The organism is Brevibacillus sp. NSP2.1 (genome assembly GCF_000470975.2).
Taxonomy (GTDB): domain Bacteria; phylum Bacillota; class Bacilli; order Brevibacillales; family Brevibacillaceae; genus Brevibacillus; species Brevibacillus agri.
In genome coordinates this window covers 3,855,667-3,869,740 of sequence record NZ_CP048274.1, presented here as the reverse complement: position 1 = coordinate 3,869,740, position 14,074 = coordinate 3,855,667, and the positions used below count along the sequence as shown (strand labels likewise).

Annotated in this window: 11 protein-coding genes; 10 read left to right on the top strand and 1 reads right to left on the bottom strand. The window is 56.3% G+C overall.

Annotated features, from left to right (window positions below; all coding sequences use genetic code 11):
• Nucleotides 1-62 precede the first annotated feature (62 nt).
• The 4 genes from lonB to M655_RS18820 all read left to right on the top strand — a co-directional run bounded on the left by lonB (nucleotide 63) and on the right by M655_RS18820 (nucleotide 6,444).
• Nucleotides 63-1,760 carry an ATP-dependent protease LonB gene (gene lonB, locus M655_RS18835; protein WP_005826542.1) on the top strand — a complete coding sequence of 566 codons (1,698 nt, stop codon included), beginning with the start codon at nucleotides 63-65 and terminating at the stop codon, nucleotides 1,758-1,760.
• Between the two features lie 271 nt (nucleotides 1,761-2,031).
• Nucleotides 2,032-4,374 carry an endopeptidase La gene (lon, locus tag M655_RS18830; RefSeq protein ID WP_025846996.1) on the top strand — a complete coding sequence of 781 codons (2,343 nt, stop codon included), beginning with the start codon at nucleotides 2,032-2,034 and terminating at the stop codon, nucleotides 4,372-4,374.
• Nucleotides 4,371-5,039, top strand: coding sequence for a ribosome biogenesis GTP-binding protein YihA/YsxC (yihA, locus tag M655_RS18825; RefSeq protein ID WP_005826540.1), 669 nt, complete (start codon nucleotides 4,371-4,373; stop codon nucleotides 5,037-5,039). Before lon ends, yihA begins: the two co-directional genes overlap by 4 nt.
• A gap of 52 nt (nucleotides 5,040-5,091) precedes the next feature.
• The gene (locus M655_RS18820; RefSeq protein WP_005826539.1) at nucleotides 5,092-6,444 is read left to right on the top strand and encodes a protein O-GlcNAcase; all 1,353 of its coding nucleotides are present in this window, start codon (nucleotides 5,092-5,094) and stop codon (nucleotides 6,442-6,444) included.
• A gap of 133 nt (nucleotides 6,445-6,577) precedes the next feature.
• On the opposite strand, the gene M655_RS18815 is transcribed toward M655_RS18820, so the two are convergent.
• Complete coding sequence (locus tag M655_RS18815) at nucleotides 6,578-7,519, bottom strand: DMT family transporter (protein WP_025846999.1); 942 nt, start codon at nucleotides 7,517-7,519, stop codon at nucleotides 6,578-6,580.
• 281 nt (nucleotides 7,520-7,800) lie between these two features.
• On the opposite strand from M655_RS18815, the gene hemA reads away from it, so the two are divergent.
• The 6 genes from hemA to hemL all read left to right on the top strand — a co-directional run bounded on the left by hemA (nucleotide 7,801) and on the right by hemL (nucleotide 14,073).
• On the top strand, nucleotides 7,801-9,162 hold the full coding sequence (gene hemA, locus M655_RS18810; protein ID WP_007782479.1) for a glutamyl-tRNA reductase: 1,362 nt from the start codon (nucleotides 7,801-7,803) through the stop codon (nucleotides 9,160-9,162).
• Between the two features lie 71 nt (nucleotides 9,163-9,233).
• Complete coding sequence (locus M655_RS18805; protein WP_005826536.1) at nucleotides 9,234-10,052, top strand: cytochrome C assembly family protein; 819 nt, start codon at nucleotides 9,234-9,236, stop codon at nucleotides 10,050-10,052.
• Between the two features lie 24 nt (nucleotides 10,053-10,076).
• Nucleotides 10,077-11,006 carry a hydroxymethylbilane synthase gene (gene hemC, locus M655_RS18800; protein WP_007782475.1) on the top strand — a complete coding sequence of 310 codons (930 nt, stop codon included), beginning with the start codon at nucleotides 10,077-10,079 and terminating at the stop codon, nucleotides 11,004-11,006.
• A complete protein-coding gene (locus M655_RS18795) occupies nucleotides 11,003-11,797 on the top strand; it encodes a uroporphyrinogen-III synthase (RefSeq protein WP_007782471.1) in 795 nt (264 codons plus the stop codon). Before hemC ends, M655_RS18795 begins: the two co-directional genes overlap by 4 nt.
• 1 nt (nucleotide 11,798) lies before the next feature.
• Nucleotides 11,799-12,773 (top strand): porphobilinogen synthase, encoded by a 975-nt coding sequence (gene hemB / locus M655_RS18790; protein ID WP_005826533.1) that lies wholly within the window; start codon nucleotides 11,799-11,801, stop codon nucleotides 12,771-12,773.
• A 7-nt stretch (nucleotides 12,774-12,780) separates the two neighbouring features.
• Complete coding sequence (gene hemL, locus M655_RS18785; RefSeq protein WP_026558432.1) at nucleotides 12,781-14,073, top strand: glutamate-1-semialdehyde 2,1-aminomutase; 1,293 nt, start codon at nucleotides 12,781-12,783, stop codon at nucleotides 14,071-14,073.
• Nucleotide 14,074 lies beyond the last annotated feature (1 nt).

Here is a 14,074-nt window from a genome sequence, read left to right as displayed (position 1 = left end):
GTTGAAGAGACGCTTTTACATATGCGTAAAAAAGCTGCAAGGACGCATGGGAGGGACTGCATATGGACTATACCACGTTGGTCATTGCTGTCATTGAAGTGGTTGTTGGAATTGTGATTGGCACCTACTTCTGGAATTTGCTGCGAGCGCAGAGAAACACGAAAACTTCCACGGAAAAAGAATCGCGAAAAGATCTGGACACGATTCGCAGAATGAGAATGATCGCCTTGACAGAACCGTTGTCAGAAAAAACACGGCCCGCTACCCTGGAGGAAATCGTAGGGCAGGAGGATGGGCTGCGGGCGTTGCGTGCCGCGCTGTGCGGACCGAACCCGCAGCACGTCATCATCTACGGACCGCCGGGAGTGGGCAAGACCGCTGCTGCCCGGGTCGTGCTGGAAGAAGCGAAGAAAAACAAGCTTTCGCCTTTTAATGCGGACGCCAAGTTTATCGAAATTGACGCGACGATTGCCCGGTTTGACGAGCGGGGGATTGCGGACCCGCTGATCGGCTCTGTTCACGACCCGATCTACCAAGGGGCGGGCTCGCTCGGTCAGGCCGGCATTCCCCAGCCGAAGCCGGGCGCGGTAACGAAAGCGCACGGAGGCATGCTTTTTCTCGATGAGATCGGGGAGCTTCACCCTGTGCAAATGAACAAGCTGCTGAAAGTGCTCGAAGACCGCAAAGTCATGCTGGAAAGCGCCTATTACAGCGAGGAAAACAATCAGATTCCGTCGCATATTCACGATGTGTTCAAATATGGGCTGCCTGCCGATTTTCGTCTGGTCGGCGCGACGACAAGGCTGCCTGAAGAGCTTCCTGCCGCCCTGCGCTCTCGTTGTCTGGAGATTTTCTTCCGGCCGTTGAAAGGCGCGGAAATCGGCAGCATCGTGCGCACAGCCGTTCCCAAGATGCAGATGACCATCGAGGACAGTGCAGTGGCAGTCATCGAGCGTTACGCCACCAATGGCCGCGAAGCGATCAACACGCTGCAAATCGCTGCAGGGATTGCGCTAACCGAGGAACGCAATACGATCATCGCGCAAGATGTGGAGTGGGTCGTACACAGCAGCCAAAAATCGCCGCGCCCCGAAAAGCAGGTGCACGATACGCCACAGGTGGGGCTGGTGAACGGGCTTGCCGTTTACGGGCCGAACATGGGCAGCGTCATGGAGCTGGAAGTGACGGCTACGCCAACCGCCGTGCCTGGTCAGGGGCGAATGACGATGACGGGCATGGCCGAGGAAGAGGAAATGGGCAGCCGCAGCCGCACGATTCGCCGGAAGTCCATGGCCAAAGGGTCGATCGAAAACGTCCTGACCGTGTTGAACCGGATGGGAGTTCGTCCGTACGATTACGATCTGCATGTCAACTTCCCGGGCGGAGTCCCTGTCGACGGACCTTCCGCAGGGATCGCGATTGCGGTCGCCATCTATTCGGCGATTATGGAAGTGCCGGTAGACAACCTGCTCGCCATGACGGGCGAAGTGAGCATTCACGGCAAGGTGAAGCCGGTGGGCGGCGTGGTCGCCAAGGTCGAGGCGGCCCGGCAGGCGGGAGCGACGCGCGTGCTGATTCCCGAAGAAAACTGGCAGAGCATTTTCGCTGACATGAAGGGCATCGAGGTGATTCCGGTTTCGACCGTCTCGCAAGTCATGGAACTGGCTGTGCCGAAGGTCGCTGTGCAGGATGAGGAAGCGCCTGGATTTACCTTGCAGATTCCGGCGGAGGATTTGGCCTCCTCGCCAATGACGCTCTAACAGTCGCAAGCGCCCGCGGATTAGACATCGGATTGTGTTTGCGCTACAATGGTAAAAAGCTTCTGCTTGCAAAGAGCCCGGGGCCCTACCCGGCCTGTAACGGGCTCCCCAAATGCTGGGGATGGACGCGTCAGAATGACTGTCTGTTCTACGTGTCGTTTGGGGTGATTCGGATATGCCGGGTGGGCAAAAAACGGCTTTGGGAGCCGTTTTTGTCTGTTATCAGGCTCTTGGCAAGAAGGGATAGATCAACAAGGAGAGGTGCATCCGCTTGGGCGAACGTTCCGGTAAACGAGAATTACCGCTTCTCCCGTTGCGAGGATTGCTTGTGTATCCGACCATGGTACTCCACCTGGACGTTGGACGGGAAAAGTCCATCCGCGCACTGGAGCAAGCCATGGTGGACGATAACAAGATTTTGCTTGCGACACAGGAAGAAGTTCATATAGAGGAGCCAGAGGCAGAGCAAATTTACAGCATCGGTACCGTTGCGCGTGTGAAACAAATGCTGAAGCTGCCAAACGGCACAATCCGTGTGCTGGTCGAGGGACTGCAACGGGCCAAGATCGAGGAATATCTTCAACAGGAAGATTATTTCGTTGTGTCCGTTACATATTTGGAAGAAGAAAAAACGGAGGAAAATGAAGTAGAAGCTCTGATGCGTTCGCTGCTCAACCACTTCGAGCAATACATCAAGCTGTCGAAAAAAGTTTCCCCCGAGACGCTTACATCCGTAACAGACATCGAAGAACCGGGCCGACTGGCTGACGTGATTGCTTCCCATCTGCCGCTGAAAATGAAGGACAAACAGGAGATTTTGGAGACGGTCAACATCAAGGAGCGGCTCGAAATTCTTTTGGATATTTTGAACAACGAGCGCGAGGTGCTGGAGCTGGAGCGCAAGATCGGCAACCGCGTGAAAAAGCAGATGGAGCGCACGCAAAAGGAATACTACTTGCGTGAGCAGATGAAAGCCATTCAAAAAGAGCTCGGCGACAAGGACGGCCGTCAGGGAGAAGTGGATGAGCTGCGCGCGCAGTTGGAGAAATCCGACGCTCCCGAAAGAATCAAGGCGAAAATCGAAAAAGAGCTGGAACGACTGGAAAAGATGCCAGCCACTTCTGCGGAAGGCTCGGTCATCCGGACGTACATCGACACGCTGCTCGCTCTGCCGTGGACGAAGACGACGGTGGACAATCTCGACATTCACCACGCGCAAGAAGTGCTCGACGAGGATCACTACGGTCTGGAAAAGCCGAAGGAGCGCGTGCTGGAATATTTGGCTGTGCAAAAGCTCGTCAACTCGATGCGCGGGCCGATTCTCTGTCTGGTTGGACCTCCCGGCGTCGGGAAAACTTCCCTCGCGCGCTCGATCGCACGCGCACTGGAGCGCAAGTTCGTGCGCATTTCGCTCGGGGGCGTGCGTGACGAAGCCGAGATTCGCGGGCATCGCCGCACCTACGTGGGCGCGCTGCCAGGCCGCATCATCCAGGGGATGAAGCAGGCGGGCACGATCAATCCGGTCTTTTTGCTGGATGAGATCGACAAGCTGGCGTCCGATTTCCGGGGCGATCCGGCATCGGCGCTCCTGGAAGTGCTGGACCCGAACCAAAACGACAAGTTCAGCGACCACTATATCGAAGAGACGTACGACTTGACGAATGTCATGTTCATCACGACGGCGAACAGCCTCGACACGATTCCGCGCCCGCTTTTGGACCGGATGGAGGTCATTTCGATCTCCGGCTACACCGAGCTGGAGAAGCTCAACATCATGCGCGGCTACTTGCTGCCGAAGCAGATGGAAGAACACGGGCTTGGCAAGGATAAGCTGCAAGTGCACGAGGACGCCATGCTCAAGCTCATCCGCCTGTACACGCGCGAAGCTGGCGTGCGCAATCTGAACCGCGAAGCCGCCAACGTCTGCCGGAAAGCCGCCAAGCTGATCGTCAGCGGGGAGAAAAAGCGCGTCGTCGTCACCGCGAAGACACTGGAGACGCTGCTCGGCAAACCGCGCTACCGCTATGGCCTGGCGGAGAAAAAAGACCAGATCGGCTCGGTGACGGGCCTCGCCTGGACGCAGGCAGGCGGCGATACGCTGAACGTAGAGGTCAGCATCCTGCCAGGAAAAGGAAAACTCACCTTGACCGGAAAGCTCGGCGATGTCATGAAGGAATCCGCGCAGGCGGCCTTCAGCTACATTCGCTCGCGTGCCGAGCAGTGGGGGATTGACCCGCTTTTCCACGAGAAAAACGACATCCACATCCACGTTCCGGAGGGCGCGATTCCAAAAGACGGCCCGTCCGCAGGAATTACGATGGCGACCGCACTTGTATCGGCGCTCGCGCAAATCCCTGTGAAAAAAGAAGTGGGGATGACGGGCGAAATCACCCTGCGCGGAAGAGTTTTGCCGATTGGCGGCCTGAAGGAAAAGTGCATGTCCGCGCATCGCGCTGGCTTGACGACGATTATTTTGCCAAAAGACAACGAGAAAGACATTGAAGATATACCGGAGAGCGTGCGAAAAGAACTGACCTTCTATCCGGTCGAGCACTTGGATGAAGTGTTGCGCCACGCCCTGACCAGACAGCCGACAGCAGGTGAAAAATCATGAAAGTAACTTCAGCCGAGTTCGTCATCAGCGCTGTCGGACCGAAGCAATACCCGGAGGACGGCCTGCACGAGATCGCTCTCGTCGGCCGCTCCAACGTGGGCAAGTCTTCGCTGCTCAACAAAATGATGAACCGCAAAGGGCTCGCGCGCATCAGCTCGCGGCCAGGGAAGACCCAGACGCTGAACTACTTCCGCGTCAACCAGATGCTCTACTTCGTCGACTTTCCCGGCTACGGCTACGCCAAGGTTGCGAAGACGATCAAGGAACAATGGGGAAAGATGATCGAGGGCTATCTGAAAAAACGGAAAGAGCTGCGGTTCGTCATCCAGCTCGTCGACATTCGCCACGCTCCTTCCAAGGACGACGTGGCGATGTACGAATGGTGCAAACAGATCGGCATTCCGACGGTCGTCGTCGCGACCAAGGGCGACAAAATTGCCCGCGGACGCTGGCTGCAACATACGAAGATCATCCGCCAGACGTTGAACATGCGCGGTGACGATACGATCATCGTGTTTTCTTCGGAGACAGGTCAAGGCAAGGATGAGCTGTGGGGCGAAATCTTGCGCCGACTGCGGGAAAAAGACCAGCCTGCGCAGGTGGAAGCAGCGGAGGCGACTGACGCTTCTGTGTCGGCAGCAGCCGCGAGCGAGCGGGAACAGTAACGCAGATACCGTCAAAGACCCAATCCGCAAGTGGGAAGGGGAGGCAGCTTTTGTGAGCAAACTGGCTTGCTTTGCCGTACGCGGTGTGATCGAAGGCTTCTACGGAACGCCCTGGACGCATGCAGAGCGGCTGGACATGATTGATTTTTTGCATCGGCACGATTACAATGCGTATTTCTACTCGCCCAAAGACGATGTATATTTGCGGGAGCGATGGATGGAGCCGCATCCGGAAGCGGCGATGCGCCAACTGGACGAATTGATCGCAAGCGCCCTGGGACGGGGCATGCAGTTTGTGTACTGTCTAAGCCCCGGCCTCAGCATGGAATATGCGAGTCCGGCCCACACGGAGCTGCTTTTGAAAAAATATCGGACGATGTACGACAAAGGCGTCCGGTATTTTTCCTTGTTGTTCGACGACATCCCGATGCACCTGCTGCATGAACGGGATGTCGCGCAGTTTGCCCACCTGGCAGATGCTCACGTGCAGACTACCCGGCGCGTCTGGGAGTCGATGCAGGAGTGGGGAGAGCCAGTCAAGCTGGTCGTCTGCCCGACCCAGTACAACGGCATTGGCAAAGAGCCGTACATCCAGCACCTGGGCCGGCATTTGCCCGAAGAGATTGACTTGTTCTGGACGGGGCGGTTTGTCTGCTCGCCGTACCTGACGGATGGCGATGCGGTTCGCTTCGGCGAATATACGGGGCACAAGCCGTTTTACTGGGATAACTACCCCGTCAACGACCTGGCGATGGCAAGCGAGCTGCATATCGGCCCATTGCGCCATCGCGACCCGGACTTGTGGCAGCACGCCGCAGGCTACGTGGCAAACGCGATGTCGCTGCCTGAATGCTCGAAAATTCCGTTGATGACGACGGCCGCCTATTTGCGCGATCCGCAAGGCTACGATCCGGACGCGGCCTGGAAGCAGGCGGTGGAGGAAGTGGCGGGCAAGGACGATGCCGAAGCGTTCTTCACGTTTGCCGACAATGTGCAAAGCTCGTTTTTGTGCGAAGGCGAGTCGCCGCGCCTGCTCGAAGCGTTTCTTGCTTTTCGCTTCCAGTTTTTGCAGGGAGATCGGAACAAGGCAGTCTCCGAGCTGACCTTGCTGTTTCGCGAGATGGAGCAAACCGCCCACCAGTTGCTCGGCGGGATGAGCAACCTCAAGCTCGCGAAGGAAGCGCGGCCGTGGATTGAAAAATACCGCCATTGGGCCAAAGTCGGCCAGTCTGCCGTCGCGCTGATCGACCACGGAACGAGCGGCAAAATCCCGCAAGCCGCCTACCACCTGCTGCGGCTCAAGCAGTGGATCAAGCGCACGGAGCGCTTGCCGCAAAAAGTGTGCGGACAGGTCATGCAGTTGTTTGTGGACGCGATCTTGCAGGAGGTCAGAAAGAGCAACTGACCAAGCGGTTGCCTTGCTGGGGCTTTCAGCGTTTTCGCGAAAAAAGGTTCCTTTCCCTTGGGGGAGAAGGAACCTTTTTTGTGCAAGGCTGCGTCAATGGCTTGGGATTGGCACAGCCAATGTTTCGAATCAGTCAGGCCGACTCGCGGCCTTCCTTTGCCTTGCCTTTGCGCGAGCGCGCTTGCGCAAGCCACTGTCCGATCGGAAGCTCTGCCAAAATCATCCCGGTAAAAATCATCAGGCAGCCGATCAACTGTCTGCCGCTCAGTACCTCGTGGATAAAGACGTACGAAGTCAACGCGGCGAACACAGGCTCCAGCGCGAAAATGAGCGCCACGCGTGTGGAGCTAGTTTGCTTTTGCAAAGCCGTCTGGGCCAAAAAGGCGAGGGCCGTTGCAAAGATCGAGGTGACGATCAACCCTGTCGCTACTTCCGGGATGAACAGGATCGCCGGATCAAACGCCCGGCTCCAGTCCTCGAAGAAAAAGGAGTAGAGCCAGCTCATGACCGCAACCGTCCCGAGCTGAACGATCGCAAGCGGCAATGCCGCGAAGCGCGGCGCGTATTTTCCGGTAAAGACGATCTGCATGGCGAAGCAAATCGCACAGCCGAACACGAGCGCGTCCCCCAGGTTGAACGAGAAGGTCTGATTTTGTGTCAAAAGATACAAGCCTGCTGCTGCGAGGATGACGCCGATCACCGCCACAGGCTTGATCCTGTCGCGCAAAAGCAAAAAGGCGAACAGCGGAACCAGTACGACAGACAAGCCCGTAATGAATCCGGCTTTGGAAGGCGTCGTGTACAAAAGGCCGACCGTTTGCAGCGCGTAACCGAGACAGAGCCAAAAGCCGAGGATGATCCCGGCGCGAACGATCGGGCCGCGGAATGCTGCGAGCTGGTGGCGAGAGCGAATCAGGAAAATGACGAGCAAAAACAGGGCGGCCACCGTGAAGCGAACAGCGTTGAACGTGTTAGGGGGCAGTGAGGCGATTGCCTGCTGCACGATCAAAAACGTGGTTCCCCAGACCAAAGCGATCAGAAGCAGCGTTATATCTGCCATCCATGGTTTTTTCAATGCTTCTTTTCTCTCCTCCCGGTTTGTTTACGAAACTTTATTTTTGTAGACGTATAACCAGCATCATACGTGATTCGCAACGGGATTTCAAGCGGATTCGTGCGCCATTTGTCGCTTTTTGCCGCCGTTTCAAGCTATGTTTTCGACTCTATCAGCGCCGAAAAGCGCGTTTCCGTTAATAAACTTTTCACAATTACTCGTGGCCGATTCGGGACATAATGTTATAATAATAGTGCATTTTACATATGGCGTATGCACGTATGTCATTCTGGGAGGACACTATGGATATTCTTTTGCTGGGCTTAAACTACAAAACGGCACCTGTCGAAGTTCGCGAAAAGTTTACATTCAGCGATGATGGGACTGCACGCGCTCTTCATCTTCTCTCCCAGACGAAGAGTATTGCGGAATGTGTCATCCTGGGGACATGTAACCGTACGGAACTGTATGTCGTCTGCGACCAGGCCAATATCGGCCGTGACTATACGCGCCGCTTTTTGGCGGAATGGTTCGGTGTGGAAAAAGAACGATTCAAAGATCACCTTTATATAAAAGAGAATGAACAGGCAATCGACCATTTGTTCAGAGTGTCTGCCGGTCTCGATTCGATGGTGATGGGAGAGACGCAAATTCTCGGACAAGTGCGCGACGCATTCCTGATGGCGCAAGAGCTGAAAACGACGGGAACGGTGTTCAACACGTTGTTCAAGCAAGCCATTACATTTGCCAAGCGCGCCCATACGGAGACGGCGATCGGACAAAACGCCGTATCGGTCAGCTATGCTGCCGTGGAGCTGGGGAAAAAGATTTTTGGCTCTTTCGCCGGGAAGTCCGTCCTGATTGTCGGAGCGGGCAAAATGAGCGAGCTGACAGCCAAGCATTTGCACGCCAACGGCTCCGAGCGAGTCATGGTAGCGAACCGCACGCTGGAGCGGGCACAGCTTTTGGCGGAAAAATTCAAAGGGGACTCCTGTACGATGGAGCAGTTGCCTGAGGCGCTGCTCACTGCCGACATCGTCATCAGCTCTACGGGAGCGACCGGATACGTCCTCGGCAAAAAGGATCTGGCGCCAATCATGAAGCAAAGAAAGCACCGTCCGCTGTTCATGGTGGACATCGCGGTTCCCCGCGACCTGAATCCTGACCTGCACGATCTGGATAATGTCTTTTTGTACGACATTGACGATCTGGAAGGAATCGTCGCGAGCAACGTCGCAGAGCGCTCGCGGGAAGCGGAGCGGCTGGATGCGATGATCGAAGAGGAGATTGTGGCCTTTACGACCTGGTACCAGACGCTGGGCGTAGCGCCGCTGATTGCCGCGCTGCGTGAAAAAACGCTCACCATCCAGGGTGAAGCGATGCGCAAGATAGAAAACAAGCTGCCGAACTTGACCGAGCGCGAAATGCACATTATTCGCAAGACGACCAAAGGGATCGTCAATCAGCTCATGCACGATCCGGTCGTGCGCCTGAAGGAAATGGCAGCTACCAAATACGGAGATGAAGTGCTGGACATTTTCACCAAAATGTTTGCCCTCGAAGAAATTTTGGAACGCAAAGAGCAGGAAGCGCTCTGGGCAGACGACAAAAGCAAGCAGCCAGCAGCTCGCGAGCAGGTCCTGGCTTCCCGTGTGCCGAAATAAAGACCTTCTCTTCTTTGCAAAAACGATACTGCCATCGATAGAAACCGATAGGGAAAGAGGGGAGAGAGTGCATGGCCGAGGTGAGATGGATCTACGACCTGACGATCTTTCTCTACGCTGCAAGTGTTCTCTTCTATTTTAACGACTTCTTGCAAAGCAACCGGAAAGTCAATCGTTTGGCTTTCGGGTTGCTTATTGTCGTTTGGGCCTTGCAAACTGCTTTTTTTGTGTCGCAGACAGTGATGAAAGCTTATTTTCCTGTCATTACGCTGTTTGAGACGCTCTTTTTTTACTCATGGGTGCTGGTAAGCCTATCACTTGCCTTACACTATTTTTTTCGCATTGATTTGCTGGTTTTTTTTACAAATATTATCGGGTTTGTCGTCCTGGTCATGTCGATGTTCTTGCCAGAGACGCCCATCGTCGCAGTATCTGACGTCTTGACCTCGGAGCTGCTCTTGACGCACGTGACGCTGGCGATGTTCAGCTATGGCGCGTTTTCGCTGTCGATGATCTTTTCCGCGATGTACCTCTTGCAGCATAAGATGCTCAAGGAGCGGCGCTGGACTCCGCTTCTGCGCAGGCTGCCCAGCCTGGACCAGTTGGAAGGCTACGCCTACCGGATGAACATGCTCGGCGTGCCGATGCTGCTTCTTTCGATTGTACTGGGGATTATTTGGGGAAAAATGGTGTTGCCGGAAAAATTTTTGCTAGACTCCAAAGTAGTTACTTCCATGCTTGTCTTGGCCAGCTATTCGTTCTGGCTGTACAAACGCTATCGGGATACGCTGCAAATGCGCAGGCTCGCCCAGTGGAACGTCCTGGCGTTTTTGCTTCTGCTCATCAATTTTTTAGGCATTACGACTTCTACATTTCACAGCTGGTGGTAGTGGCTGTTCATCAAGGAGGCTGTCATGGGAAAATGGAAAGTAGGGACGCGTCGCAGCAAGCTGGCGCTCACCCAGACGAATTGGGTCGTACAAAAACTGAAAGAACTCGCGCCGCAGGCTGAGTTTGAGCTGTACGAAATCGTGACGAAGGGCGACCGCATTCTCGATGTGACGCTGTCCAAGGTTGGCGGAAAAGGGCTTTTTGTCAAAGAAATCGAACAGTCTCTGTACGATAAGGAAACGGATTTTGCCGTGCACAGCTTGAAGGACATGCCGGCTGAATTGCCGGAGGGCCTCGTGATCGGTGCGATTCCGAAGCGGGTTGACCCGCGGGACGTCCTCTTGTCCCTGGATGGCAAGACATTGGATGAACTGAAAGAAGGAGCGCTCGTGGGCACGAGCAGTCTGCGCCGCAGTGCGCAAATTCTCGCCCATCGCCCGGACATTCAGATCGAATCGCTTCGCGGCAACATTGATACGCGCATCCGCAAGTTGGAAGAAGGCAACTTCGATGCGATCATCCTGGCGGCAGCGGGACTTGCGCGCGTCAACTACGAAGGGAACATTTCGCAATTTTTGCCTGTGGAAATCAGCCTGCCAGCCGTCGGCCAGGGAGCGCTCGCCATCGAATGCCGCGCCGATGACGAAGAGACGCTGGCCCTGTTGAAGCAGCTCGACGACGAGCCGACGCGGCTGGCGGTGACAGCCGAGCGCAGCTTCCTGCACAAGCTGCAAGGCGGCTGCCAGGTTCCGATCGGGGCTTACGCGACGGTCGGAGAAGATAAGCAAATCACTTTGACCGGGATGGTCGGCTCGCCGGACGGAAAACAAATGTTCAAAAACACGGCGACTGGCCGCGATCCGCAGGCGCTCGGCGTGCAGGTAGCGGAAGCGCTTCTGGCGCAAGGAGCTGGCGAGGTGCTCGCACAGGTGCTGCGGGAGAACGAGCAATGACAGCCGTCGGATCGCGCGGGCCGCTTACGGGCAAGCGCATCATGGTGACGCGCGCGAAAAGCCAGGTGCAGGAGCTCGTGGACAAAATCGAGCGTTTGGGCGGAGGGGCGTATGCCTTTCCGCTCTTGAAAATGATCCCGCCCGCAGACAAAACAAAGCTCGACGAAGCGATCTCCGAGCTGCCGAGCTACGACTGGGTGATTTTTACCAGCGTCAATGGCGTGCGGTTTTTTCTGGAGCGCATGGAGCAGGTAGGAGTCGGCTTCGCGGCGTTTGCCGGGAAGATCGCGGCGGTCGGTCCCAAGACCGCGCAAGCGCTGACCAAGCACGGGCTTTCGGTTGCGGTCATCCCGTCCGATTACGTAGCGGAGGGCTTGCTTGCGAGCTTGCACGAGCAGCTTCAGCCGGGGCAGCGCGTGCTGCTGCCGCGGGCCGATATCGCCCGCAAGGCTTTGCCGGCAGAGCTGAAAGAGCTGGGGCTTGCCGTGACAGAGGTAGACGCCTACCAGACGGTCATCGACGGGTCACGGGCGCCGGAAGCGGCCCAACAGTTGCAAGAAGGCCGGATTGATGTCATTTTGTTTACCAGCTCATCTACCGTGACTCATTTCATCCAGGCGATGGCGCCGTTTGCCTCGCCAGGCTGGCTGGATCAGGTGCGGATTGCCTGCATCGGTCCGATCACTGCCGAGACAGCCAGAAAAAACGGGCTTGCCGTCGACGTGGTCGCGAGCGAGTACACCGTGGATGGACTGTTAGAAGCTTTACTAGAGAATCTGGGAGGGAATTGACATGGCACTAACATTTGATCGTCATCGCCGCTTGCGCAAAAGCGCGGCAATGCGCAATCTGGTACGGGAAAATCACGTTCGCGTGGAAGACCTGATTTACCCGCTGTTTGTAGTGGAAGGGACCGGCATCAAAAACGAGATTGCTTCCATGCCAGGCGTGTACCAGCTCTCTCTGGATATGTTGGCGGAAGAAATGAAGGAAATCGTGGAGCTGGGAATCCAGTCTGTTCTGATGTTCGGCGTACCGGAGCACAAGGACGCCTGCGGAACGGAAGCGTACAACGACGAGGCGATTACGCAGCAAGCCATCCGTCAGATCAAGGAAGCCCACCCGGAAATGATCGTGATTGCCGATACGTGCCTGTGTGAATACACCGATCACGGACATTGCGGCGTCATTCACGAGGGCGAAGTCGTCAATGACGAGACGCTTGCGCTTTTGGGCAAGACGGCCGTTTCCCAGGCAAAAGCCGGAGCGGACATCATCGCTCCATCCAACATGATGGACGGTTTCGTGATCGCCATTCGCGAAGCTTTGGACGAAGCGGGCTTCCAGCATATTCCGATCATGTCGTACGCAGTGAAATACGCGTCCTCCTTCTACGGACCATTTCGCGATGCAGCTGGTTCGACACCGCAGTTTGGCGATCGCAAGAGCTACCAGATGGACGCGGCCAACGCGCGCGAAGGACTGCGCGAAGCAGCTTCCGATGTGAAGGAAGGGGCAGACTTTTTGATCGTGAAGCCGGGCCTTGCCTTCATGGACATGGTGCTGCGCCTGCGCGAAAACTTCAACCTGCCGATCGTCGCCTACAATGTGAGCGCCGAGTATTCCATGGTCAAAGCCGCTGCGCAAAACGGCTGGATCGACGAAGAGCGGATCGTAATGGAAACGTTGGTGAGCTTCAAACGGGCTGGTGCGGACCTGATTATTACGTACCACGCCAAAGATGTAGCAAAATGGCTGGCGAGGTGAGGACGAGATGACAAGAGAAAAATCGACGCAGTTGTTTGCAGAAGCACAGCATTACATACCAGGCGGAGTGAACAGCCCGGTGCGGGCGTTCAAGAGCGTGGGCGGCAATCCGGTCTACATCGCCAAAGGGGAAGGCTCGCGAATTTTTGATGTGGACGGCAACAGCTACATTGATTACATCGGCTCCTGGGGGCCGCTCATTCTCGGACATGCGCATCCGCGCGTGCTGGCCGCGATTACGGAAGTGGCGGCACTTGGCACGAGTTTCGGTGCTCCGACAGAGCGCGAAACCGAGATGGCCAAGCTCGTATGTGAACTGGTTCCGTCCGTAGAAGTCGTGCGCATGGTCAACTCCGGGACAGAGGCGACGATGAGCGCCCTGCGCCTCGCGCGCGGCTATACGAAGCGCAACAAAATCATGAAGTTCGAAGGCTGTTACCACGGCCATGCGGACAGTTTGCTGATTAAAGCAGGCTCCGGTGTCGCGACGCTCGGTCTGCCGGACAGCCCGGGCGTGCCAGAAGGAACGGCGTTGAATACGATCACGGTGCCGTACAACGACCTGGACAGCGTGAAGCTCGCCTTCGAAACGTTCGGCGACGACCTGGCGGCTGTCATCGTTGAGCCAATTGGCGGCAACATGGGTGTCGTTCCGCCACAGCCCGGCTTTTTGGAAGGGCTGCGCGAAATTACCGCGAAATACGGCACGCTGCTCATTTTCGATGAAGTCATGACGGGCTTCCGCGTAGCGCTTGGCGGCGCCCAGCAGTTGTACGGCATCACGCCTGACCTGACGACGATGGGCAAAGTCATCGGCGGCGGTCTTCCGGTCGGGGCCTACGGCGGTAAGCGGGAGATCATGCAGCAGATTGCTCCGGCAGGACCGATCTACCAGGCGGGAACTCTTTCCGGCAACCCGCTGGCGATGGCGGCAGGCTTGACCACGCTGCAAGAGCTGAGCAGGCCGGGTGCGTATGAGTATCTGGAAAAATTGTCGGCGCGTCTCGGCGAAGGACTCGCAGAAAATGCGCGCAAGCTGGGGATCCCGCACACGCTCAACCGGGTAGGCTCCATGCTGTGCCTGTTCTTCACCGACACGCCTGTCATCAACTACGAAACGGCGAAAACGGCCGATCTGGAGCGCTTTTCCGCCTACTTCAGCCACTTGCTGGACGAAGGCGTCATGATCCCGCCGTCCCAGTTCGAGGGAATGTTCGTTTCGCTGGCGCATACCGAGGAAGATATCGAACGCACGATCGAAGCGAGCTACCGCGCTATGCAAAAAACGTTGGAAGCGTAAA